The 22897-nt window shown below is 66.4% G+C and carries 21 protein-coding genes; 2 read left to right on the top strand and 19 right to left on the bottom strand.

Features of this window, described 5'->3' with window-relative positions; all coding sequences use genetic code 11:
* Positions 1-27 precede the first annotated feature (27 nt).
* The 6 genes from EH199_RS00910 to EH199_RS00935 form a co-directional block, all read right to left on the bottom strand.
* Complete coding sequence (locus EH199_RS00910) at positions 28-810, bottom strand: enoyl-CoA hydratase-related protein (protein ID WP_190287038.1); 783 nt, start codon at positions 808-810, stop codon at positions 28-30.
* Positions 811-925: 115 nt separating this feature from the next.
* A complete protein-coding gene (locus tag EH199_RS00915; protein WP_124807397.1) occupies positions 926-1894 on the bottom strand; it encodes a glucokinase in 969 nt (322 codons plus the stop codon).
* A gap of 22 nt (positions 1895-1916) precedes the next feature.
* Positions 1917-3737, bottom strand: a complete 1821-nt coding sequence (gene edd, locus EH199_RS00920) for a phosphogluconate dehydratase (RefSeq protein WP_370449649.1) — start codon at positions 3735-3737, stop codon at positions 1917-1919.
* A complete protein-coding gene (locus tag EH199_RS00925) occupies positions 3737-4363 on the bottom strand; it encodes a 6-phosphogluconolactonase (protein ID WP_124807399.1) in 627 nt (208 codons plus the stop codon). The genes edd and EH199_RS00925 overlap by 1 nt, the downstream gene beginning before the upstream one ends.
* Positions 4356-5795, bottom strand: coding sequence for a glucose-6-phosphate dehydrogenase (gene zwf / locus EH199_RS00930; protein WP_124807400.1), 1440 nt, complete (start codon positions 5793-5795; stop codon positions 4356-4358). Before zwf ends, EH199_RS00925 begins: the two co-directional genes overlap by 8 nt.
* A 107-nt stretch (positions 5796-5902) precedes the next feature.
* Positions 5903-7540, bottom strand: coding sequence for an alpha-amylase family glycosyl hydrolase (locus EH199_RS00935; RefSeq protein ID WP_124807401.1), 1638 nt, complete (start codon positions 7538-7540; stop codon positions 5903-5905).
* A 256-nt stretch (positions 7541-7796) separates the two neighbouring features.
* On the opposite strand from EH199_RS00935, the gene EH199_RS00940 reads away from it, so the two are divergent.
* Together EH199_RS00940 and EH199_RS00945 are read left to right on the top strand one after the other, a co-directional pair.
* Positions 7797-8546: a response regulator gene (locus tag EH199_RS00940; protein WP_223806400.1), complete on the top strand. Its 750-nt coding sequence runs from the start codon at positions 7797-7799 to the stop codon at positions 8544-8546.
* Positions 8547-8556: 10 nt separating this feature from the next.
* The gene (locus EH199_RS00945; RefSeq protein ID WP_124807402.1) at positions 8557-9855 is read left to right on the top strand and encodes a sensor histidine kinase KdpD; all 1299 of its coding nucleotides are present in this window, start codon (positions 8557-8559) and stop codon (positions 9853-9855) included.
* A gap of 8 nt (positions 9856-9863) precedes the next feature.
* Here EH199_RS00945 and EH199_RS00950 read toward each other — a convergent pair whose 3' ends face one another.
* From EH199_RS00950 to EH199_RS01010, 13 genes are all read right to left on the bottom strand, one after another.
* The gene (locus tag EH199_RS00950) at positions 9864-10871 is read right to left on the bottom strand and encodes an alcohol dehydrogenase catalytic domain-containing protein (protein WP_124807403.1); all 1008 of its coding nucleotides are present in this window, start codon (positions 10869-10871) and stop codon (positions 9864-9866) included.
* A gap of 15 nt (positions 10872-10886) precedes the next feature.
* Positions 10887-11651, bottom strand: coding sequence for an SDR family NAD(P)-dependent oxidoreductase (locus tag EH199_RS00955; protein WP_124807404.1), 765 nt, complete (start codon positions 11649-11651; stop codon positions 10887-10889).
* On the bottom strand, positions 11639-12541 hold the full coding sequence (locus EH199_RS00960) for an MBL fold metallo-hydrolase (protein WP_124807405.1): 903 nt from the start codon (positions 12539-12541) through the stop codon (positions 11639-11641). Before EH199_RS00960 ends, EH199_RS00955 begins: the two co-directional genes overlap by 13 nt.
* Positions 12538-13377, bottom strand: a complete 840-nt coding sequence (locus EH199_RS00965) for an SDR family NAD(P)-dependent oxidoreductase (RefSeq protein WP_124807406.1) — start codon at positions 13375-13377, stop codon at positions 12538-12540. The genes EH199_RS00960 and EH199_RS00965 overlap by 4 nt, the downstream gene beginning before the upstream one ends.
* A 28-nt stretch (positions 13378-13405) precedes the next feature.
* On the bottom strand, positions 13406-14476 hold the full coding sequence (locus tag EH199_RS00970) for an aromatic ring-hydroxylating dioxygenase subunit alpha (protein WP_124807407.1): 1071 nt from the start codon (positions 14474-14476) through the stop codon (positions 13406-13408).
* Positions 14477-14486: 10 nt separating this feature from the next.
* The gene (locus tag EH199_RS00975) at positions 14487-15020 is read right to left on the bottom strand and encodes a 2,4'-dihydroxyacetophenone dioxygenase family protein (protein WP_124807408.1); all 534 of its coding nucleotides are present in this window, start codon (positions 15018-15020) and stop codon (positions 14487-14489) included.
* 14 nt (positions 15021-15034) lie between these two features.
* The gene (locus EH199_RS00980; protein ID WP_124807409.1) at positions 15035-15571 is read right to left on the bottom strand and encodes a 2,4'-dihydroxyacetophenone dioxygenase family protein; all 537 of its coding nucleotides are present in this window, start codon (positions 15569-15571) and stop codon (positions 15035-15037) included.
* 15 nt (positions 15572-15586) lie between these two features.
* Entirely contained in the window at positions 15587-16120 is a 534-nt protein-coding gene (locus EH199_RS00985) for a 2,4'-dihydroxyacetophenone dioxygenase family protein (protein ID WP_124807410.1), read from the bottom strand.
* A gap of 63 nt (positions 16121-16183) precedes the next feature.
* The gene (locus EH199_RS00990; protein WP_124807411.1) at positions 16184-18709 is read right to left on the bottom strand and encodes a TonB-dependent receptor; all 2526 of its coding nucleotides are present in this window, start codon (positions 18707-18709) and stop codon (positions 16184-16186) included.
* Between the two features lie 150 nt (positions 18710-18859).
* Entirely contained in the window at positions 18860-19792 is a 933-nt protein-coding gene (locus tag EH199_RS00995; protein ID WP_124807412.1) for a helix-turn-helix domain-containing protein, read from the bottom strand.
* A gap of 12 nt (positions 19793-19804) precedes the next feature.
* Positions 19805-21082, bottom strand: a complete 1278-nt coding sequence (locus EH199_RS01000; RefSeq protein ID WP_124807413.1) for an MFS transporter — start codon at positions 21080-21082, stop codon at positions 19805-19807.
* A gap of 128 nt (positions 21083-21210) precedes the next feature.
* A complete protein-coding gene (locus tag EH199_RS01005) occupies positions 21211-21753 on the bottom strand; it encodes a VOC family protein (RefSeq protein ID WP_124807414.1) in 543 nt (180 codons plus the stop codon).
* A 116-nt stretch (positions 21754-21869) separates the two neighbouring features.
* The gene (locus tag EH199_RS01010; protein WP_124807415.1) at positions 21870-22883 is read right to left on the bottom strand and encodes an NAD(P)-dependent alcohol dehydrogenase; all 1014 of its coding nucleotides are present in this window, start codon (positions 22881-22883) and stop codon (positions 21870-21872) included.
* Positions 22884-22897 lie beyond the last annotated feature (14 nt).

Raw genomic sequence — 22897 nt, forward strand, 5'->3', positions numbered from 1 at the left:
CCGTCTGTCGTGCCCGCCGGTTTCCGATCAGCGCCCCGTAAACGCGGGCTTGCGCTTCTGGAGGAAAGCGAGGCCGCCTTCCGTCGCGTCGGCGCTGTTGCCGGCTACGCGTTGCCCCTCGGCTTCGGCCAGCAGCGTTTCAGCCAGGCTGTGTTCCAGCGCGGTCAGGATATTGCGGCGCATCGTGGCATAGGCCAGCGTCGGCCCGGTAGCGAGCCGCGTGGCCAGCGCGGATACCTCGGTCTCGAGATCGGCGTCTTCCACCACCTTGTGAATCAGACCCCAGTCGAGCGCCTTGTCCGCGCCGATCTTCTCGCCCAGCATCATCATCTCGGTGGCGCGGGCCTTGCCGATCAGGCGAGGGAGAATCCAGCTCGATCCGCCGTCGGGAACCAGGCCGATGTTGACGAACGCCTGGAGGAAATAGCCGCTCTTGCCCGCCACCACAAAGTCCGCCGTCAGCGCGATCGAGCAGCCCACGCCGGCCGCCGCGCCGTTGACCGCCGAGATAATCGGCAGGTTCAGCCGGGCGAGCTTCATGATCGCCGGGTTGTAGTGCCCCTGCAGCGCCAGATAGCTGCCCTCGCCCGCGCCGGTGGTGCGATCGCCGCGCGCCTGAAGGTCCGCGCCCGAACAGAACGCCCGGCCCGCGCCCTTCAGCACCAGTACGCGGGCATCGCCCAGATGATCGAGCGCGTCGGAAATCTCGCCTGCCATCGGCAGCGAGCAGGCATTGAGCCGTTCCGGCCGGTTCAGCGTGATCGTGGCCACGCCATCGGCGACATCGAGCAGGATCGTTTCGTAAGCCATCGTCAAACACCCCTTCCGTGCTTGGCGCACGCGGCGCGATGGCCGGTCGCCAGCCGATTTAATCGATCGGTTAAGTGCAAGGGCTATGCGAGCGGCGCGCGCTTTGCAAGCCCGTTCAGCGGGTGTGTGCCTGCGCGAAAGCGGCCGCCGCGCCGAACAGGCCGGGCTGCGGATGGGTGATGAGCCGCACCGGCATCGCGGCCATGATCCCTTCGAAACGCCCCTTGGCGCGGAAGCGTTCGGCGAAGCCGGAGGTCAGCAGCACGTCCTTGATGCGCAGGCCAAGCCCGCCTGCCATGACCAGCGCCGCCGAACCGTGCGCCAGCGCCAGATCGCCCGCCACGCTACCCAGCGACAGGCAGAAACGATCGACCGCTGCCGCCGCCAGGCTGTCCTCGCCCGCCATGCCCAGCGTCCACAGCTCCTTGTCGGTGCGCGGGGTAAACGGCTTGCCCTCGATCGCGGCCAGTGTCTCGTAGATGTCGACGATGCCGGGGCCGGCGACCACGCGTTCCGCCGACACGCGGCGGTGGCGCTTGCGCAGGCGGGCGAAGATGGCGTCCTCGATCCCGTCGAGCGGCGCGAAATCGATATGGCCGCCCTCGGTCGGCTGCACGCGATAGGTGCCGCCATAACGCCACAATTGCGCCACGCCCAGCCCGGTGCCGGGGCCGACCACGCTGATCACCCCCTCTTCGGGCAGGGGGGTATCCGGTCCGGTCAGGTGGACGAAATGTTCCGGCGCGGCCTGCGCCACCGCATGGGCCACGGCAGCGAAATCATTGACTACCACATAGTCGTCCGCGCCCAGCTTCTCGGGAATCAGCGCCGGGCGGATGATCCACGGATTGTTGGTGAAGCGGATGATTTCTCCGCCAACCGGGCCGGCCACCGCGATCGCCGCCGCCTTCGGCAAGGGCGTGCCAAGCGTGCGGCCGAACTCCTCCCAGGCAAGCTGGAAGCTGCCGTGTTCGGCGGTCTTGAGCGTTACTGCCTCGCCCAGCGAGACGACGCGGCCCTGCTCCACTTCGGCAAGGGCAAAGCGCGCGTGCGTTCCGCCGATATCGACCGCGACCAGTTGCATCCCCATCCCCGGCTTGTGCGTTTCAGAGCCCTGCGGCCGACAGCATCGCCGAACCGCCGCGTTCGGCCGGGTCGGTATGGTGGCGCATCAGGGCGAAGAGTTCGCGTCCTACGCCAACCGCCTCGGCCGGCGCAATCGCTTCATCGCGCGCAGCCCATTCGGCCGGATCGACGAGCGCGACGAGTTCGCCGCTGTCAGCGCAGACGCGCACCACATCGCCATCGCGCAACCTGGCCAGCGGGCCGCCGAGCTTGGCTTCGGGCGAAACGTGGATCGCCGCCGGCACCTTGCCCGAAGCGCCCGACATTCGCCCGTCGGTAACCAGCGCCACCTTGAAGCCGCGATCCTGCAATACGCCGAGCGGCGGCGTGAGCTTGTGCAGTTCGGGCATGCCGTTGGCGGCCGGCCCCTGGAAGCGGACGACCACGACCACGTCGCGTTCCAGTTCGCCCGCCTTGAACGCGGCGATCACCTGGTTCTGGTCATCGAACACCCGGACCGGCGCCTCGATCGTCCAGCGGGCCGGATCGACCGCGCTGACCTTGATCGTGCCGCGCCCGAGGTTGCCTTCGAGCAGGCGCAAGCCCCCTTCGGCCTGGAACGGGGTGGCCACGGGGCGGAGCATGGATTCGTCCGCGCTCGCCTTTGGCGCGGGGGTCCAGCGCAGCGTTTCGCCGTCCATCACCGGTTCCTGCGCGCCTTCGGCCAGTGACTGGCCATAGACGGTGCGGATGTCGGCATGGGCCAGGCCCGATGCCACCAGTTCACGGATCACGTAGGGCATGCCGCCGGCGGCGTGGAAGTAGTTCACGTCACCCGCGCCATTGGGATAGACGCTGGCGATCAGCGGCACCACGCGCGAGAGTTCGTCCATGTCGTTCCAGTCGATTTGCACGCCGGCCGCGCGGGCGATGGCGGGCAGGTGGATGACGTGGTTGGTCGAACCGCCCGTCGCCAGCAGGCCGACGATGGCGTTGACGATCGCCTTTTCATCGACGCAGTGGCCCAGCGGGCGATAGTCGTCGCCGTCCCAGCCGATCCCGGCGATGCGGTGGACGGCGGCGCGGGTCAGTTCCTGGCGCAGCTTGGTGCCCGGCAGGACGAAGCTGGAGCCGGGCATGTGCAGCCCCATCATCTCCATCATCATCTGGTTGGAATTGGCGGTGCCATAGAACGTGCAGGTGCCCGCGCCGTGGTAGCTGGCGCTTTCGCTTTCCAGCAGTTCCTCGCGCCCTACCTTGCCTTCGGCATAGAGCTGGCGGATGCGCACCTTTTCCTTGTTGGCAAGGCCCGTCGGCATCGGCCCCGAAGGCACCAGCATCATCGGCAGATGCCCGAAGCGGAGCGCGCCGATCAGCAGGCCCGGCACGATCTTGTCGCAAATGCCCAGCAGCAGCGCGGATTCGAACATGCCGTGGCTGAGCGCGACGGACGTGGACAGGGCAATGGTATCGCGGCTGAACAGCGACAGCTCCATCGAATCCTGCCCCTGCGTCACCCCGTCGCACATCGCCGGCACGCCGCCCGCTACTTGCGCCGTCGCGCCTACCTCGCGCGCGAACAGCTTGATCTGTTCGGGATAGCGGCCATAGGGCTGATGCGCCGAAAGCATGTCGTTATAGGCGGTGACAATGCCGATGTTCATCGCCTTGCCGGTGCGGATGGTGGCCTTGTCGTCGCCGCTCGCCGCGAAGCCGTGGGCAAGGTTGCCGCACGACAGGATCGGGCGGTTGACCCCTTGTTCGCGCGCGCGGACGATCAGGTCGAGATAGCGGCGGCGGCTGTCGCGCGAACGTTCGATGATACGGTCGGTGACCTTGGCGACGATCGGGTTCAGGGTCATCATGCGCTCCAGTAGATCGTGACCGGCGGGCCGAAGCCGCGCAGGAAATCGGAAACGGGATAAGTGTCCGCCCCGCCCAGCACCCGTTCGACGAGCTGCTTTTTCGTCGCGCCGGTAATGACCAGGATGATCTCGGCCGTGGCCTTGAGCGCGCGGCGGTTGAGCGTGAGGCGTGGAAACGGCGCTTCGGACGGCAGCGGCACCGGCGTGGTGGCGATCACCGCCGGGCCGGGGCGGATCAGCGCGTGCATGTGCGGGAACAGCGAGGCGACGTGGCCGTCCTCGCCCATGCCCAGCCAGACCAGATCGAACGGGGCGACAGCAGCGCCTTCGACCAACCGCTCCACGGTCACGCCGCTATCGCCCAGCGCGGCAACGAGCTTGCCGTAGTTCGAGGCGGGATGGTCATCGGGCACCTGCCGGTCGTCGGTGAGGCAAAGTGTGACGCCGGACCAGTCGAGCGCGCGGTCGGCCAGCAGCGCGAACACCTTTACCGGGGTGGAACCGCCTGGCACCGCAATCCGCTTCGGCCCCGGCTTCGCCAGTTCCGCCGCGATGCGATCGGCCACGGCGGCGGCATCGCCGGGCTCTGCCCAGCGCACCTCAGCGGGGCGCGGGTCAGTCATTCCAGCTTCGCCCGTCGCGTTCGGTCAGCGCAATTGCCGCGTTCGGCCCCCAGCTTCCGGCGGAATAGCCCTTCACTTCCATGCTTTCGGTGGCCCAGACCTTGCGGATGCCATCGACCCAGCGCCACTGCGCCTCCACCTCGTCACGCCGCACGAACAGCGTCTGCTGGCCTTCGATCAGATCGAGCAGCAGGCGTTCGTAAGCGATGCGGCGGCGGGCCTTGGCAAAGGCGGTGGTCAGCGAGAGATCGAGATTGACCTCGCGCAGCACGATGCCACCCCGGTCCAGCCCCGGTTCCTTGGCCATGACCTGCAGCCGCACGTATTCCTCGGGCTGAAGGCGGATGACGAGCCGGTTGGCGCGCAGCCGGCTGCCGAAGATGTTGTGCGGCACCTGCTTGAACTCGACGACGATTTCCGAGCGCCGCTCGCCCAGCCGCTTGCCGGTGCGCAGGTAGAACGGCACGCCCTGCCAGCGCCAGTTCTCAACGTGCGCCTTGATCGCCACGAACGTCTCGGTCTCCGAAGGCTGGCCCAGGTCGTCCTCGTACCCCTTGACGCTTTCGCCCTTCACCGCGCCGGCGCGATACTGGCCGCGCACCATCTCGTCGGCCTTCACCGGGCGCAGCGCGCGCAGCACCTTCACCTTTTCGTCGCGGATCGCGGTCGCGTCGAAATCGACGGGCGGTTCCATCGCGGTCAGCGCCAGCAACTGGAGCATGTGGTTCTGCACCATGTCGCGCAGGGCGCCGGTATCGTCGTAGAAGCCCTTGCGCCCTTCCAGCCCCACCGTTTCGCTGACGGTGATCTGGATGTGGTCGATCCCGGCGCTGTTCCACAGCGGCTCGAACATCATGTTGGCGAAGCGCAGCGCCATCAGGTTCTGGACGGTTTCCTTGCCCAGATAGTGATCGATGCGGAAGATCTGGTTTTCGGCGAAGGCGGCGGCGACGGCATCGTTGATGCGGTTGCTGGATGCCAGATCGTTGCCCAGCGGCTTTTCCAGGCCGATGCGCACCCCTTCGTGCGCCAACCCCGCGCTTTTCAAACCGGCAATGGTCGGTTCGAACAGCGCCGGGGCGGTCGAGAGAAAGATCGAGAGGCCGCACGAGGTATCGCCCAGCTTCTCCGCCAGCCCGGCAAAGCCGGCGATGTCGGACGCGTCGAGCGTCTGGTATTCCAGCCGTTCCAGAAAGCTCGCCAGCTTGGTTTCGTCCTTGCGGTCGGCGGGCAGGAACTCGTCGAGCGCGGCCTTCGCGAAATCGCGAAAATCGGCGTCATCATGCTCCGACCGGGCAGTGCCGACGATGCGCAGGCCCGGCTCAATCAGCCCGTCCTCGTGCAGCGCATAGAGCGAGGGCAGCAGCATCCGGCGCGAAAGATCGCCGGTGGCCCCGAACAACAGCAGGGCGGAACAGCTTGCCTCAGCCATCGGATGCTTCTCCTTATGGTTTCGTCCGGACCGGGGCCATCCCCTCGCGGCCCCCGTTAGCCCGGTCATTCCAAACTTGCACAACGCATAAGTATGCGATCGGTGGCCTATCCCGGAAGCGCGACAAGCAATCCTCCGTAGCCCGGCAGGTCGCCCGCTTCCTCCAAACTGGCGCCGTTAACGCTGGCGAGCACCTGTCCGGCGATCGCCAGCCCTTCGGGCAAGGCGACCGGGCGCGACGAAAGATTGAACAGGCCGGCCACCGCCTGTCCCTCATGCCTGCGCACGAAGGCCAGCACATCGTCGTCCGCATGGATCACCTCGAACGAACCAAGGCGCAGCGCGGGCGTGGCGCGCCGCAAGGCCAGCAAACTGCGCGTCCAGTGAAGCAACGAGGTGGGCTCAGCCTCCTGCACATCGACCGCGCGCGAAAGGTTCTCCGCGCCCATCGGCAGCCACGGCGTGCCGGTGGTGAAGCCGCCGTTCGGCGCGTCTACCCGCCACGGCATCGGCGTGCGCACGCCATCGCGCGAGAGCGTCAGCGGCCAGTTGGCGATGGCTTCCGGGTCCTGCAGCAGCTCGAACGGAATATCGTCCTGCACCAGCCCCAGTTCCTCGCCCTGATAGAGGATCACGTTGCCGCGCAGGGCCAGCAACAGCATCTTCTTGAGCGGCGCGAAGGCGGCGCGCTCCTCCGGGGCGCACCAGCGCGAGACCGCGCGGGGCGCATCGTGGTTCTCGAAGGCCCAGCTTGGCCAGCCCTCGCCCGGCGCGCCGGTCCACTTCGCCAGGGTATCGCGGATCAGCGCGGGCGTCAGGCTTTCGGCATAGAGGAAATCGAAGCCATAAGCGCTGTTCAGGCGGTGCGCGCCGGCGGTGTATTCCTTCATCTCGATCTCGGCGCGGGCGCCGCCCACCTCGGCCACGGTGAAGATCGCGTCGTAACGGTCGCACAGCTTGCGGATACGCTCCACGAACAGCGCGACATCCGGGTGCGACTGGCTGAACACCTTCTCCTGAAAGTCGAACGGCCGCGTCCGCACGCGCCCGTCGTCCGCCACCGGCGGGTTGTCGCGCAACTGCGGGTCGAACATCGAATGGTTGAGCGCATCGAGCCGGAAGCCATCGACCCCGCGATCCAGCCAGAACTTCGCGGCCTCCAGCAGCGCGTCCTGCACCACCGGGCTGTGGGCGTTGAGCTGCGGCTGTTCGCGCAGGAAGGTATGCATGTAATATTGCCGCCGCCGCGCGTCCCACGTCCACGCCGGACCACCGAACACTGACTGCCAGTTGTTGGGCGGCGTGCCATCGGGCTTCGGATCGCGCCAGACGTACCAGTCCGCCTTGTCACCGTCGCGGCCCTGCCGGCTCTGCGTGAACCATGGATGCAGGTCCGAGGTATGGGCATAGACCTGATCGATGGTGACTTTCAGCCCCAGTTCGTGCGCGCGGGCCACCAGCGCATCGAAATCGGCGAGCGTGCCGAAGATCGGATCGACATCGCAATAATCCGCCACGTCATAGCCGAAATCGCGCATCGGCGAGGTGAAGAACGGCGATATCCAGATGCCGTCTACCCCGAGCTTCGCCACATGATCGAGCCGCGCGGTAATCCCGGCAAGATCGCCCACCCCATCACCATCGGCATCGGCGAAGCTGCGGGGATAGATCTGGTAGATCACCGCCCCGCGCCACCACGGCGCGGTGACTGGAGCGGACAGGCTGGCGTCACGGCTTGCGGTCATGGGCCTCATTTCGACAGGTTGGCGAAACGGAACATACCCGATCACGGTCATCCCGCAATGCACACAAACCGCGATGCCGCCCGACAATTCGTATGCGCAATCCCGATCGAGCGCTGACGCGACAGTTTTATCGAATATCCGCGAAGGGTTTGCGATCCCGCCCCGTTTTAGGGGTGTCGGCCATGAACGGATCGTCCGGCGCGTGCTGCGCTGCAACGTCCACTATCGGGTTCGCACCCTGAAACAAGGAGCCACCATGGAACTGCTCCCTATGACATCCTTTCCCACATCCGCCCCCGTCCAGCCCCGCGCCGAAGCGCATGTCGTCATCCTGGACGACGACGCCGATCTGCGCGCGTTGATCGGTGACTACCTGGAAAAGCAGGGGCTGGCCGTCACGCTGGCGGCGAACGGGCAACAACTGCGCACGACCCTTGCTGCGGGCAAGGTCGATGCGGTCGTGCTCGACCTGATGATGCCGGGCGAGGACGGCCTTTCGATCCTGCGCGACCTAGCGGATCGCCCCGGCGCGCCTTCAGTGCTGATGTTGTCGGCGATGGCGGCCGACATCGACCGGATCGTGGGGCTCGAACTGGGGGCGGACGACTACCTCGCCAAGCCGGTCAACCCGCGCGAACTGCTAGCGCGGCTGCGTGCGGTGCTGCGCCGGCGCGGCACCAGCGTTCCCGCCGATGGCAGCGCCATCACGCGCTTTGCCGGATGGACGCTTGATGCGCAGTACTACACCGTGCGGGATGCGGCCGGCGCAGAAGTCGAACTGACCAGCGGGGAGTTCAAGCTGCTGCATGCTCTGGCCGTGCGCGCCGGGCGGGTCATCAGCCGCGAGGAACTGCTCACCGCGCTCTATGGTGATGAAGGCGAAGCTTTCGATCGCGCGATAGACGTCGCGGTTTCGCGCCTTCGCGCCAAGCTGATGCGGCACGATGGCGATAGCCTGATCCGCACCATCCGCGGCGAAGGCTATCTGTTCGCCGCCCGCAACTGATGAGACGTTGATGGCGGGCTGGAAAAGCGCCAGCCTGACGACCCGGCTGGGCGTTGTCATGCTGGCGGCTCTGCTGCTGGCGACGCTTGGCAATTTCATCGTCACCTTCTCCGGGCCGCCGCCCTATCCGCGCCCGATGCCGATCGAGGAGCTGCTGCCGGTTCTCGCGAAGGACCGGCCCTTGTCGCGCCTTGCCTCGACCACCCGGATCGAACGCGGCAGCGCGCAGTTCCTGCCACAGCCGGGCGAAGTGCCCGTGCCGGCCGCCGCCGCGCGGATCGACGATCTCCTGCCAGATTGCGACGGGTGCGTGCAGCTTTCGGTGGAGCCGGGCGCGATGATCCAGCGCCATCCACTGGAAGCGCCGCTGGCGATCCGCGAAACCTTCTCGCTCGGCATACGCCGCGCGGACGGCACATGGTCGATCGCGCGCTATACCCGGCGGCCGTTCATTACCGGATGGCACTGGGCGACGCTGGCGATGACGCTGGCGCTGGCCGTGCTGCTGGCGGGCGTGTCGTTCCGCCTCGCGCGCAGCATCGTCCAACCGTTGCGCCGCCTCGGTGCGGAAGCGGACCGCGTCGTCAACGAACACGATGGCATCACCATCACTAGCGGCGGGCCACCCGAAGTCGCGCAACTGGCGCAGGCCGTGGCCGCCATGCGCGATCGCCTGGCGGGGCTGGTGGAAAACCGCACACAGATGCTTGCGGCTATCGCGCACGATATGGCCGCACCAGTCTCGCGCCTGGAATTTCGCCTGCATCAGCTGCCGCCCGAGGCGCGCAACGGTGCCGAGCGGGACCTTACGGAACTGGCCGACATGATCGGCAGCATCATCGACTATGCGCGTGGAACGGCGGGCAGCCGCAAACGCGCGGTGGACATGAAGGCGCTGTGCGCGAATGCAATCGCGACGATCGATCAGGAAGAAGGCCGGCTGGCGTTCCGTGCGCCGGAGGAAGACTGCACCGTCAACGGGGATCCGATGACACTGCACCGGCTGATCGCCAATCTGGCGGTCAATGCGCTGCGCTATGCCGGCGGCGGCGAACTGACGCTGGAGGGGAATGCGCACGGGATCGTCGCACGCATGGCGGACCGCGGACCGGGTTTTCCACCCGAGCTTGCCGAAAGCCTGTTCGAGCCGTTCTTCCGCGTGGAAGGGTCACGCAGCCGCGAAACCGCCGGCACCGGGCTTGGCCTTGCCACCGCGCGCGACGTGGCGAAAGCGCATGGCGGCACGCTGACCGCGGCGAACCGCGCGGGCGGCGGGGCGGAATTCGTGCTGACCCTGCCGCGCGGCTGACCCCGGCTTCAGGCGGTCGGGTCGATCAGCACCTTGCACTGGTGCGTGCGCTTGCGCAGCGTCTCGAACACCTGGGGCGTGGCGTCGAGCGCGATGGTGTCGGTCACCAGCAGGCGCGGTTCGGCCGCGCCGCCATCGAGCGCGTCCAGCGCCGCCTCGTATTCCTGCCGAGTGAAGAAGGCCGATGTCACGAGGCGCACTTCCTTCGACAGCATGGCGAAGCTGTTGAAGGTATCCGGCCGGGTACACAGGCCCAGCAGCAGGATAGTGCCCCGGTTGCGCACCTGATCCACCGCCTGCGCGATCAGGCCGGGCACGCCGACGCATTCGAACACCACATCGGCCTTGCCCCCCAGCGCGCGTTCGGCGCTGCCCACCGGATCGGCGGGATCAACCACGAAATCATGCGCGCCCATCGCCAGCGCGCGATCGCACTGCCACGCCGCAAGATCCTGCACCACCACGCGCCCCGCGCCGTGGCGGCGCGCCCAGAACGCGACGGCAAGGCCGATCGGCCCGGCGCCGAGGATGAGCACCCGGTCGCCAATACGCATCCCGCTCATGGCCAGGCCGTGCAGCGCCACGGCCAGCGGCTCGATGATCGCGCCATCGGCCAGGCTGGCCGTCTTCGGCAGGCGCACGCACTGGTTGGGCCGGGTCAGCGCATATTCGGCATAGCCGCCGCCCTGCAGGCCGAACTGATCGCACCAGGCGACTTCGCCCGACCGGCACGAGGGGCATTGGCCGCAACTGCGGAGCGGAACGACCGAGACGAGATCGCCCATGCCCAGCCCTTCCACGCCCTTGCCCAGTGCCACCACTTCACCGGCGAACTCGTGCCCCAGCACCGATCCCGCGCCCATGCCATAGGCGGGGTCTTCGGTCATGTGCAGGTCCGAGCCGCAGATGCCGCAACGGCCCACGCGCACGACGACCTCGCCCTCGCCCGGTACGGGATCGGGCACGGTCTCGATCGCCAGAGGCCGGTGAAGGCCCTGCATCACGGCTGCGCGCATCGTCCTGCTTCCTTCCTAGTGCGCGGTCTGGCCGCCATCGATCACGAACGTCGCGCCGTTGATGAAGCTGGCGGCGTCCGAACAGAGATGCAGCACGGTGCCCGCGATCTCCTCCGGCTGCGCGGCGCGGCCGCTGACGTTGCCCGCGAAGAACGCCGCGCGGAATTCGGCGCTGTCGGCCCAGTGCTGCGTCATGGGCGTCACGACGAAGCCCGGTGCGATGGCGTTGACGCGGATGTTGGAGCGGGCGTAATCGATCGCCGCCGCCTTGGTCAGCCCCACGACCGCGTGCTTCATCGCGACATAGGCCGCCATGTTGGGATCGGCGATCAGCCCGCCGACCGACGCGGTGTTGACGATCGCGCCGCCACCCACTTTCAGGAAATGCCGGATTTCGGATTGCAGCGCGTACCACACGCCCTTGAAATCGACGTCGACCGCCAGCGCCATCTCCTCGGGCGGCACCTCGTGCAGCGGGCGCTGCGGCGGCAGGACGCCGGCGTTGTTGAACGCCGCATCCATCCGGCCATAGCGGTCCACGCAAGCCGCGACGAGCGCCTCGACAGCGGCGGCATCGGTCACGTCGGTCGGCACGAACGCGCCCTCGCCCCCGGCTTGCGCGATCAGCGCCACCGTTTCGCCCGCGCGGTCGTCCTTGTCGCCGATCATCACCCGCGCGCCTTCACGCGCGAAGGCCAGCGCCGTGGCGCGGCCTATGCCCGTCGCGCCGCCGGTAATGAGCACCGCCTTGCCGGCATAGGTTCCGTTCACTCCTGCCATGCCGGCTGCTCCCCCTTGGCCACTTTCGACGAGTTCCCCAGCAGGAAATCGCCCAGAACGTCGACTGCATCCGGATAGGCCTTCTGCACCCGCGCGCGCAGATCGGCGCTGTCCTTGCTGGCGGCGACCAGCTTCGGCCAGTCGGCGATATAGCGCCGGCTGAAGTCCAGCCCGCTGGTATCGTTGGGCAAGCCCGGCTTGCTGTGGCCGGGCACCACCATATCGGGCTTCAGCGCGGCGAGCTGATCGATCGACCGGCCCCAGGCGGCGATGGCGGCGGCGTCATGCTCGCCGAACCACAGGTACATCTGGTTGTAGACCAGATCGCCGGGGAACAGCGCCTTGATCGACGGCACCCACAGCGCGGTGGCATGGACGTGATCGCCGGCCATCGGTCCGATCACCTTCAGCTCCCGGCCCTCCAGCATGATCGTATCGCCATCGAGCGGCGCGGGCGCGGTGGGATGGCGCGGGGCATTCGCGCCCAGCACGGGAGTCCAGCGCTTGACCTTGAACGGAAGCGATTTCCAGATGTCGGCCGTCACCGTGGGATGCGCCACGATCTTCACGTCGGGAAAGGCATCCTTGATGACTTCCATGGCGAAGAAGTGATCGGGATGATCGTGCGTGACGTAGAGCGTGGTCAGGTGCTTGCCGCTGTCGAGCACCATCGCGACGACGCGGTGCGCGTCGGCCAGAGTGAACGGCGCGTCCACCAGCACCGCATCCCGCTCGCCTTCGATCAGGGCGATGTTGGCATAGAGCGATCCGCCGCTGGTGCGCAGCACTTCCACCGTCAACGGCTTCTGCGGAGCTTGCGTCTGGGCCTGCGCTGGCGCGCAAGGCAGGGCGATGGCGGCAAGGGCCGCGAGCAGGGTCTTGCGGATCATTTGTATTTCCCCAGCATCATCCCGCCATCGATGACGACGTGGCTTCCGGTCATGTAGTCCGAGGCGTCGGAAGCGAGCAGCAGCGCCAGCGGCTTGATCTGGTCGGTTTCGGCCAGCTTGCCCAGCGGAACGATCGCGTCCCACGCCTGCCGCGCCACCGGGTCCTTCTTGAGCCAGCCGCCGCCGATGTTGGTGACGAACGGCCCCGGCGCGATCGCGTTGATGCGGATGCGGAACTCGGCGAGTTCCAGCCCCAGCGCGCGCACCATGTGCAGCACGCCCGCCTTGGCCGGCATGTAGGGCAGGCCCACGATCGGTTCGGTGACTAGCCCCGCGTTCGACGCGGTGGTGATGATCGAACCGCCGGTGCGGCCGTTGGCGCGCCCTTCCTTCTTCATGATCCGCACGGCGTTGCTGACCGTGTAGAACACGCCGGAAAGATTGACGGCGATCGACTTGTCCCAGCGTGCCGGATCGTAGGTATCGACCTGGCCATCGGGATTGCGATGCCCCGCCGGGTTCCAGAAGCCGGCGCCGGCATCGATCCCGGCGTTGGCAAAGCATATATCGAGGCCACCATAGACCTTGTCGTGCGCATCGAACGCGGCGGCGACGGCATCGGAGCGGGAAACGTCGCAGACGTCGGCGCGTGCCTCGTATCCGGCTTCGCGCAGGCGTGCGGCCTCGCGTTCGGCGCCCTCGGCGTCGATGTCCGCCAGCGTAACTGCCGCGCCGGCTTCGGCCATGGCCTCGGCATAGGCAAGGCCTATGCCCGAAGCCGCACCGGTAACCAGCGCACTTCTGCCCTTGATGTCGAAGCAATCCAGTGTCGCCATGTGGCTCTTCCTTCTCCCGCCGCGCCGTTCAGGCTTCGGCCTGTCTTTCCCGCTCGATCAGCCGTTGCAGCATCCGCCGCGCCCGTACTCCGCCGCCGTCGCCATTCAGGATCAGCGGGCGCAGATCCCAGAAATCGTGGCGGCGCATCAGCCGGTGGCTGTCGCGGATGATCGGCATGTCCTCGTGTTCGAAAGCATATTCCAGCGCCGCGCGCATGCCCGCTGCGAACTCTGCGTTTCCCAGAGCGAAATCCCGTGCCGTCGCCCAGAAGTAATGGGTGGTATCGGGTGTTTCCGGCGTGAAGGCGTGGACCGAAGGCAGCAGCGTGCAGCTCTCGCGCGGAGTCCCCGGATCGCCGGCGCGGAAATCGAAATAGAGCACGGCGGGCGCGTGCCACACCACCTCGCCATAGAAATCCTGCTTGCGGCCGATCCGCCCGAGCATCCCGCCGATGCCTTCGGACAGGTAATCGTCCAGCCGCACATATTCGGCGTGAACGGTTTCGCCGTCCTGCCAGAACCGCCGCTCGCCTTCGGTGAAGGCGCTCGCGACCAGCGCGGGATGGACGAAGTTGGCGTGGCTGAGATCGAGGATGTTGTTGCTATAAAGCTCGTAGTGCCCTTCGGCCACGGTCGCGCCGCGCACCGCTTCCCAGCGCGGATCGGCCAGCCACGCGAAATCGGGAATGCGTGCGGCATCCGCCTTCGCCGGATCGCCCATCCAAATCCACAGCAACCCGTGGCGTTCTTCCAGCGGATAGACCGGCAGTCGGCCATCGGGCAGTTGCCCGCCCGGGTGCGGGTTGTGCACGCAGCGGCCCGCCCCATCAAAACGCAGCCCGTGATAGGGGCACATCAGCGTGCCATCGACAACCGTGCCATTGCCCAGCGGCGCGAAACGGTGCGGGCAGCGCCCGCCGACGGCACGGGCCTTGCCGGTTTCGTCGCGAAAAAGGGCGACCGGTTCCTCGAGAAAGACCCGCGCCATCGGCGCGACGCCCAGATCGGAAGCCCAGGCGGCGACATACCAGCAATTGCGCAGGTAGGTTCCGCTTGGGGTTTCCGAAAGCCTCGGGACCGGTCGCCCCTCTCCCCTCATGACTCGTTGCTCAGAGATACAACTGCGGGTTGATCGGGATGTTGTTCTCCCGACAATAGCTTTCGTAGTGGTTCATGAACCACCACACGTCGAGCGTTTCCACGTGGTTGCCGTTCTCGTCAAAAAACTCGTTGGCGCCCTGCATGTGGAACAGCGCCTTCATGCCGTTGGGGTCGTCGGTGACGAGCGTATGCGCGGTGCCCGGCGTTTCGGTGATGAACTCGCCCGGGCGGCACACCCAGTCATATTCCAGATAGCGGAAGGACCCTTCAAGTCCCACAGCCCAGACGCGGCCACGGTGCTTGTGCGTGCCGATCACGCCCGGCCCCTTGATCCACAGGATGTTGACGTAGATGTTCTCGCGCACGTCGAACGCCAGATGGCGAATCGCGGCGTTGTCGCCGAACGGCACCCACGGGCTTTCCGCTTCGGACGCGCCGACATACGTACCCTCCACGCCCTTGGCGCGGATCAGGTCACCATAGAGTTCGGGAACCTGAACGATCTTGTACGCGCCCGAAGGCGGCGCTTTCATCGTGCCCATGTCAGTCCGGTCCTTCAGAGATAGAGCTTGGGGTTGATGGCCAGGCCGTTCTCGCGGCAATAGGTCTCGTAGTGGTTGATGAACCACCAGACGTCCGTGGTATCCACGAACACGCCCTTGTCGTCGTAGAACTCGATAGGCCCCTGCATCCAGCCGAACAGCTTGCACCCTTGCGGATGGTCGCTGACCAGCGTGTGGCTTTCCCCCGGCGTTTCCAGGATCAACCCGCCTGGCGTCGCCACCCAGTCGTATTCGAGATAGCGGACGCTGCCTTCCAGGCAGACCATGGTGATTGTGCCGCGGTGAAAATGCGTGCCGATCACGCCCGGCCCCTTCACCCACAGGATGTTGGAAAACAGGTTCTGGCGCACATCGAACGCCAGGTGCTTGATCGCCGCGTTGTCGCCGAACGGCACCCAGGGGCTGTCGACATCGGTCTGCGCGTCGATGTAGCGGCCGCCGGGGCTCAGCCGCTGGACCAGTTCACGATGCGCGAAAGGAACGTCGACGATTTCGGCCTTGGTGGACGGCGGCGCGGTCATCACGGTCATGGGAAAGTCCTCACCTTAGCGGATCAGGGTATCGACGTAGTCCGCGCCGATGCCGTTCGAGGCATAGTGCGCGCGCGCCGCGGCCATGTAGTCGAACACGTCGTAATGCCCGGTGGTGTTGCCTTCCTCGTCCAGCCACATCAGCGGACCGGACACGACGAAGAACACCTTCATCGGATCGGGATGGTCGTAGCAGACCAGCGTGTGGCTCTCGCCCGGCGTCTCGTAGATGAAATCGCCCGCCGTTGCGGTCCATTCGTGCTCAAGATAGGCCCACTTGCCGCTGATCGTGTAGGCCCAGATCGGGTGCGGGTGATAGTGCCGGTTCACGAGGCCGGCCTGCTTCGACATCAGCACGTCTGCCCACATGTTCTTGGCCGGGCTGATCCATACCGGCTTGGAGAACACGGTCTCGCTGATCGGCACCCAGTACCGTTCGTCGCCTTCGGCGATCTTCGGCATGTAAACTTCGGGAAGCCCGCCTTCGCGAAAGACCTTGGCGACCGGCTTGATGTCCTTCCAGAATTCGGAATGCGGGGATTCGGGCATGGTATCCTCGTTGGGGTAGGCGCGAGCGGCAGGCATCCCGCCGCCCGCGCAAGTGTCAGAACGTCAGAACTTCACGCCAAGCCGGGCGTACCATTCGGCCGGGCGGTTGTAGGTGCCGTAGATCTGCCCGCCGGCAAGTTGGGCCTGGCCGGTGATGAGCAGGCGCTTGCTGGTCAGGTTGGTGCCACCGACGGTCAGGTCCCAATTGCCCGAAGGCGCCTTGTAAGTGGCGCTGGCGTTGACCAGCGCGTTGCCGGGCCGCATCAGCAGATAGGTGCCTTCGGTGTCGTTCTTGACCGCGCTGGTGTAGGTCACGTCGCCCAGGAACACGAGCTTGCCGTGATCGCCGAGGTCCGCTTCGTAGCGTGGGCTGATGTTGACCTTCCACTTGGGCGTCTTGGGCAGCGTGGCGCCCGGGATCACGCCCGCCTGCAGCGCCGAAGGCGCCACCTGCGCGCCGGCCAGGACGCTGGTGTAGTAGGCATCGGTATAACCGACCGATCCCGTCAGCGTGAACCCGCCACCCGGCGCCGCCGTCATCTCGATTTCAAAGCCCTTGATGCGCGCATCGCCGGCGTTCTGGATGGTCGGCGAAACGCCCTGCTGGAAGTTGAGCTGGATGCCCTTGTAATTGGTCAGGAAGGCGGCGGCGTTGATCTGGAGATGGCGGTCAAGCAATTCCGACTTCACGCCGATTTCCCAGGTTTCGGCCTTTTCCGGCCCGAAGCCCGGCGCATAGGGCAGCGGGTTCGACAGGCGCGTCGTCCAGCCGCCGGTCTTGTAGCCGCGCGACCACGAACCGTAGAGCATCACGTCGTCGGTGGCATGGTACTGGATGCCGACCTTGGGCGAGAAGTTGCTGAACGTCTTGTGCTGCACGCCGGCCACGTAATAGCGCAGCGGCTGCCCCGGATTGGGGAAGTTGTTGTCTATGCGGCACTGGTTGCTGATCGGGTTGAGCGAAGCGCAGTTCGGGTCGCCGAACGCCTGTGCCAGCTTGTAGTTCAGCCCGTTGGCGTCCGACTGGAAGCCTTCGAAGTCCTTGTTCTCGTGCGTGTAGCGGCCGCCCAGCGTGATCGAGAGCTGTTCGGTCAGCATGTAGTCCAACTGGCCGTAGAAGGCGTAGTTGCGGGTCGCCAGGTTGTTCGGCCCGTCCACCTGCAGCAGGCCCTCGGCGAACGTCACGTAGTCGTGCAGGTCGCCCGATTCCTTGAAGTAGTACCCGCCCAGCACGTACTTGAGCTTCTTGTCCATCGCCGTGCCGGTCAGCTGCAATTCCTGGCTGAACTGCTTCTGGTTCATCGAGAAGCTGGTGTGCAGGAAGTTGAGCGGCGAACTGTCGAGGTCCATGCCGACCTTCCAGTGCAGCTCGCGGTAGGCGGTGATCGACTTCAGCGTGGCGTTGTCAGACAGGTCGTACTCCAGCGTCACCGCCGCGCCGCCCTGCTTCAGCTTGTTGAAGTTGTTGCCGTTGGCGTAGCTGGTGTCGATGTTGTTGGTGACGAACCGGTTGTCATAGGGCAGGCGGTTGTTGTCCGGATTGGCATCCGTGTTGACGCCGAACAGCGCCGGCAGGTCGAACAGGCTGTTCAGGCCACCACGCCGCGCGGTGTAGGCGATCGAGGGCGGGCCGCCGATGAAGGAATCGCACGGGCCGGTCGCGCCGCCCACCGTCACCGTTGGGTTGCCCGCGATGGCGCAGTTGTAGGTGCCGGCGAACACCGCGGGGAACGTGGTGATCACGCGGTTGGCGATCTGTGAGGTATCCGTGTTGCTGTAATCGCCGGTCACCGTCGCGCGGAAGGCCCCGTTGGTGTACTTGATCTTGCCGCGCAGGTTGTAGGTATTGTCGCCACCCTCGGTGCCGTAGCCGCTGTTGTTGTAGCCGGCGGCTTTCAGCGAGGTGATCGGATCAAACGCATACGACGACGCACCCGGATAGGGCATGCGGTGCAGGTAGCCGCCGCGGCGGTTGACCGCGAAGCTCAGCGAGGAGGCAAGGCCTTCGGCGATCGGCACATCCACCGTGCCCTTGACGTTGATCAGGCTATAGCTGCCGGTGGTGACGCTGCCCACGAAGCGGAACTGATCGCCCGGATCGTGCGTGACGATGGAAATCGCGCCACCGATCGTGTTGCGGCCGAAGAGCGTGCCCTGCGGACCTTTCAGCACTTCGACACGGTCAACATCGGGCAAGTCCTGGTTCGCGCCGACCGAGCGGGCGAGATAGACGCCGTCGAGGTAGATGCCCACGCCCGGATCGATGTTGAACGCGAAGTCGTTGGCGCCGATGCCACGGATATAGGCGGCCAGGACCTGGCTCGACCCCGAGAACGGCGTGCCCGCATCGAGCGTCACATTCGGGGCGATGTTCGATAGTGAGGCGACGCTGGTCACCGCGCGCTCCTGCAAGGCGCCCGCCGTGAACGCGCTGATCGCGATCGGCACGTCCTGCACGTTTTCCGCGCGCTTCTGCGCGGTGACGACGATCTGTTCGATGCCGCCGCTGGATTCCTGTTCGTCCGCAGCCATGGCCGGTGTGGCCAGCGCCGTGGCGAGCACGGCAAGTGAAACCGGTGCGAGTTTCATGCTCTTCTCCTCTCCCAAAAGTCCGTTATCTGGTGCTACCGCGCAAAACGCGGACACTGTTGGCAGTGTTCTGTAACCCCTCCCTCTTTCGCCTGCTTGCACTGGTGCGCAGGGCGATCAGGACGGAAACGCAAATCCTTCACGCACGTCTCAACGCGCTGCCCTCCAATCGCGCGGCGCGACGCCGAAGTGCTGGCGGAAGCAGCGCGCGAAATAGGCGCTGTCGTTGAACCCCAGCTCGAAGGCGATGTCGGTAATGCTGGCATCCGGCGTGGAGACCAGCCGGTCAGCGGCGCGGCGCAGACGGCGTTCGAGAATGTAGGCGGTGGGCGTGGTGCCCATCCCCGCGAACAGATTCTGGATCGTGCGGACCGAAGTGTTACAGACTTGCGCCAGCATCACCGTGCGCAGCGCCGGGTCGCACAGGCTGGCTTCCACGACCGACAGCACGCGCTCCCGCAGGACGTGATCGTTGGCGCGATCCTCGGCCGGCCGCTTAGCCCCCCGCATCGCGAGAGCGAACAGATCATAGAACACCGAGGTGACGCCGCGCTCCCATTCCGGGTCCTGCTGGCTCTGATCGCCAAGCTGCCACAGCGACAGCAGGAAATCGTGGAACACGCGTCCCCCGGGGGTGCCACCATGCAACCTTTGCCGCATCAGATCGTCTAGCCCCGGAAAGCGCTCGACCAGCGGCGCGCGGGGAAATTCCACCACCAGCAATTCGTGCCCGGTCAGTTCGATCGAATAGGGGCGGTGTGCCGACCCCAGTACGAAATCGCCGGGCTGGAGAAGACTTTCCCCGCCGTCCTGCATGTGGCGGCTCTTGCCCCGGCATTGCAGGTGCAGGATCACCCGCTCCTCGGCGCTGTCGGTACCGCGCCGGCCTACGAAGGACTGGGTCGAACGCGGGCGGATCATGGCGAGGTCGCCAACGTTCCAGCTCCACATCTCCCCCCGGAACTCCTCGCCGGGGGTGTTGACGAACGTGCCCGTGTAGATCCGGTCGACAAGATCGTTCCAGTACCGCAACCGCTGCGTGGGTGCGATGCCCGTTGTCGCGAACTTCTCGATTGCCCCCATCGCCCCCTCCGTTCAGGTCAAAGCCGCCGCACCGACGGCGCCGCTGCGCCGCGCGACGATGCGCGGCGCGGATTCGACCAGCCCCAGCGCGCACAGGCCCGCAAGGATGGTCAGGACAAGCATCAGCCACAGCGGCGCCGAAAGGCCCCACCCGTCGGCCAGCGTGCCGGCCAGGAAAGGGCTCAGCACGCCGCCCAGAACCTCGCCCGTGCCCATGACCACGCCGGTCAGCGTGGCGGTAAGGCGCGGGTCGACCGATTCCGAAGGGATCGTCGCCATGAACATCGGGAACAGGCCGTTCAGCCCCCACCCGAAGAAGAAGATCGCGGCCAGGACCCAGGGCGATCCGTTGTAATACAGTCCACCCAAAGGCAGGATCACGCCCAGAAAGGCGAAGAAGATCATCACCGGGCGGCGGCCGATGGCATCGGAAATCGCCGGCACCACGAAGCTGCCGATCCCGGCGGAAATGCCCAGCGTGGCCATCAGCCAGCTCATCGTCTCGGGCGCGAACCCGCGATGCTTGGTCAGGAACAGCGGCATGAACGCCCAGCACACGACAAGGTAGGAGACCAGCAGCACCGAGATTACTGCGCAGAGCACCACGTTGCGGTGCGCGAACGCCTCGCGCAGCGTGACGCGGGGATGGTCGCCATCGTCCGCGGGCGCCGGCGGTTCGCGCAGCGTGAACCAGATCAGCGCGGCGGTGATCAGGCCGGGCGCGGCGGCGAGATAGAACCCGCCGCGCCAGCCCACCGCCATCGCCACGGGGACGAGCAGGATCGGCGCGAGGCCCGATCCCAGCAGGTTGGAACCAAGGTTCTGCGCCACGCCCATCGCCAGCCCGCGCCGTTCGGGCGCCACTTCGCTGACGATCATCGAATGGCTGACCGGCATCACCCCGCCTTCGGCCGCGCCCATCAGCAGGCGCGCACCCAGCAGCATCATGAACGAGGACGCCATGCCCGAAACGAACGAGCACAGGCAGAACGCCAGCGTCGCGACCACGACCACCGGCTTTCGCGAGCCGAGCCGGTCGGAAATGCGGCCGACCGCGAGGCCCGAAAGCGCCCAGGTGAGCGAGAGCGCCGAGCTGAACATGCCGACCTGCGTGTTCGACAGGTGCAGGTCCGGCTGCACGAACGGCATCAGGAAGTTGAGCGCGTTGCGGTCGAAAAACAGGATGCCGAAATTCAGGCTGAGCAGCGCGGTGACCCAGACCTGGTATCCCCCTCCAGCCACCGTTCCAGCGGCCGCCTTCCCGGCATCGTTCATCTGGCCGTCGCGCATGCTGTTCTCCCGTTCTCTTATCCGGCAATCACGCCAATTTCCCTTTCCTGTTAGGCCGCGTGCCCTCTCCTCTCTTGCATTGGCGCGCAGACCATCAGGATCAGCGCGCAAGTTCATGCCCGGCATCCTCAGAGGAACGGGCGCACCGGATCGGCGCCGTCCCAGTCCAAAGAGGCTTTCCAGAACCGCGTGAAATGCTCGTCCATGCCCGGCGTTGCCGGGATCAGCTCGAGAAATCCCGGCGCGGCCGCGTCTCCGCCTTCCAGATAGGCGACAGCGCCCCCGGTGGGCACGGCGGCACGGAAGGCCAGGCGATAGGCGCGTTCGAGGTATCCCGGCAGCTCCGCGTCCACATCGGCGCAGGCGATACCAAAATGATGGAAGCCATAGCCCCGCTCCTCGATCGTCTCGCGATAGACCGAGGGATGATCGTCGAGCGGCTGGATCAGCTCGATCTGCATATGCCCGGCAAAGCCCATCGCGATGGTGACGTCGGCGCGCGAGGGCTCGCCCCGGTAGAACTGGTCCGACGCCAGAAAATGGTCGAGCAGGAAGAACGGGCCAGCCCCGCAATCGCGTATGAAATGATCGATCGACGCGCGGATGTCCGCGACGACGAACGCCGTCTGCATGATCCCGCCGAATGGCTGTCCGAACCCTAGTTTCGTCATGCCCATGCTTCCTTCATGCACGGGCGATTCCACCGGATCACCGGCGGAACACCCGTCCCTCGTCCCTGTCGCGGCCACCGTCTTTCCCGGCGGTGGTCCGCAGCGTCAGCGCCCGTTCAGAGCGTAATCACGACCTTGCCGAACAGGCTGGCCGATCCCTGATAGTTCCAGGCATCGCGCGCCTGTTCGATCGGGAACGTCCGATCGATCACCGGCTTGATCGCGTGCTTGTCGACAAAGGCGTTGAGCCGTTGCGCCATGCCGCGCGATCCCACGAAAATTCCGCGCAGCGTGGCGCCCTTGAACATCAGCCCGTGCGGACTGGTATCGCCTTCGCGCGTCAGCACGCCGATCAGCGCTATCTCGCCCGCGAAACCCACTGCCTGGATGCTCTGCGCCAGCGTGCCCGCGCCACCGACCTCGACGACGTGATTGACGCCGCCACCCGCCACCCGCGCGGCTTCCGCGCCCCACGCCGGCACCGCGCGGTAATTGATCCCTTCGGTTGCACCCAGCGCGCGGACCCGCTCCAGCTTCCCGTCGGAGGACGAGGTGGCGATCACGCGCGCGCCGGCTGCCTTGGCGATCTGGAGCGCCAGCAGCGATACGCCGCCGGTGCCCAACACCAGCACGCTTTCACCGGCCTGCACCGGACGCGGCCCTTCCATCAGCGCGTTCCACGCGGTCACACCGGCGCAGGGCAGGCAGGCCGCCTCCTCGAAGCCCAGGCTTTGCGCCAGCGGCACCACGCCTCGTTCGGGCAGGACCACATAGTCCTGCAACATGCCCGTTGCCGGCGGAGCGCCAAGCGCCGGGCCTGCCTGCGGATTGGGCGGGCCATCGACCCAGTTCTGGAAAAACGTGCCGGCCACGCGATCGCCGACGCGAACGCTCGTCACGCCGGCACCCACCGCCTCGACCTCGCCCGCGCCATCGGACAGGGGAACCGTGTCGCGATCGACCGCTCCGCCCATGTACAGTCCCAGCGGGATGATCTGGTCGCGATAGTTCAGCGAACAGGCCCTGACCCGGACCAGCACTTCACCCGGCCCGGGCACGGGCTTTTCCGCCTCGACGAGCTTCAGCCCGTCAAGCGAAGAAGATCCCTTTTCGATCACCCACTGCCGCATCGTGCCTTTCCTCT

Origin of the sequence: Novosphingobium sp. LASN5T, assembly GCF_003856955.1 — a bacterium.
Lineage (GTDB): Bacteria > Pseudomonadota > Alphaproteobacteria > Sphingomonadales > Sphingomonadaceae > Novosphingobium.

Bases quoted from the DNA above. Each gene is read 5' to 3' on its own strand.
- EH199_RS00910 (WP_190287038.1), bottom strand. From the start codon at position 810: ATGGCTTACGAAACGATCCTGCTCGATGTCGCCGATGGCGTGGCCACG.
- EH199_RS00965 (WP_124807406.1), bottom strand. From the start codon at position 13,377: ATGGCGACACTGGATTGCTTCGACATCAAGGGCAGAAGTGCGCTGGTT.
- EH199_RS00980 (WP_124807409.1), bottom strand. From the start codon at position 15,571: ATGACCGTGATGACCGCGCCGCCGTCCACCAAGGCCGAAATCGTCGAC.
- EH199_RS00955 (WP_124807404.1), bottom strand. From the start codon at position 11,651: ATGGCAGGAGTGAACGGAACCTATGCCGGCAAGGCGGTGCTCATTACC.
- edd (WP_370449649.1), bottom strand. From the start codon at position 3,737: ATGACCCTGAACCCGATCGTCGCCAAGGTCACCGACCGTATCATCGAA.
- EH199_RS00970 (WP_124807407.1), bottom strand. From the start codon at position 14,476: ATGAGGGGAGAGGGGCGACCGGTCCCGAGGCTTTCGGAAACCCCAAGC.
- EH199_RS00990 (WP_124807411.1), bottom strand. From the start codon at position 18,709: ATGAAACTCGCACCGGTTTCACTTGCCGTGCTCGCCACGGCGCTGGCC.
- zwf (WP_124807400.1), bottom strand. From the start codon at position 5,795: ATGGCTGAGGCAAGCTGTTCCGCCCTGCTGTTGTTCGGGGCCACCGGC.
- EH199_RS00950 (WP_124807403.1), bottom strand. From the start codon at position 10,871: ATGCGCGCAGCCGTGATGCAGGGCCTTCACCGGCCTCTGGCGATCGAG.
- EH199_RS00935 (WP_124807401.1), bottom strand. From the start codon at position 7,540: ATGACCGCAAGCCGTGACGCCAGCCTGTCCGCTCCAGTCACCGCGCCG.
- EH199_RS00945 (WP_124807402.1), top strand. From the start codon at position 8,557: ATGGCGGGCTGGAAAAGCGCCAGCCTGACGACCCGGCTGGGCGTTGTC.
- EH199_RS00925 (WP_124807399.1), bottom strand. From the start codon at position 4,363: ATGACTGACCCGCGCCCCGCTGAGGTGCGCTGGGCAGAGCCCGGCGAT.
- EH199_RS00995 (WP_124807412.1), bottom strand. From the start codon at position 19,792: ATGGGGGCAATCGAGAAGTTCGCGACAACGGGCATCGCACCCACGCAG.
- EH199_RS00915 (WP_124807397.1), bottom strand. From the start codon at position 1,894: ATGCAACTGGTCGCGGTCGATATCGGCGGAACGCACGCGCGCTTTGCC.
- EH199_RS00975 (WP_124807408.1), bottom strand. From the start codon at position 15,020: ATGGGCACGATGAAAGCGCCGCCTTCGGGCGCGTACAAGATCGTTCAG.
- EH199_RS01005 (WP_124807414.1), bottom strand. From the start codon at position 21,753: ATGACGAAACTAGGGTTCGGACAGCCATTCGGCGGGATCATGCAGACG.
- EH199_RS00960 (WP_124807405.1), bottom strand. From the start codon at position 12,541: ATGATCCGCAAGACCCTGCTCGCGGCCCTTGCCGCCATCGCCCTGCCT.
- EH199_RS00985 (WP_124807410.1), bottom strand. From the start codon at position 16,120: ATGCCCGAATCCCCGCATTCCGAATTCTGGAAGGACATCAAGCCGGTC.
- EH199_RS00940 (WP_223806400.1), top strand. From the start codon at position 7,797: ATGGAACTGCTCCCTATGACATCCTTTCCCACATCCGCCCCCGTCCAG.
- EH199_RS01010 (WP_124807415.1), bottom strand. From the start codon at position 22,883: ATGCGGCAGTGGGTGATCGAAAAGGGATCTTCTTCGCTTGACGGGCTG.
- EH199_RS01000 (WP_124807413.1), bottom strand. From the start codon at position 21,082: ATGCGCGACGGCCAGATGAACGATGCCGGGAAGGCGGCCGCTGGAACG.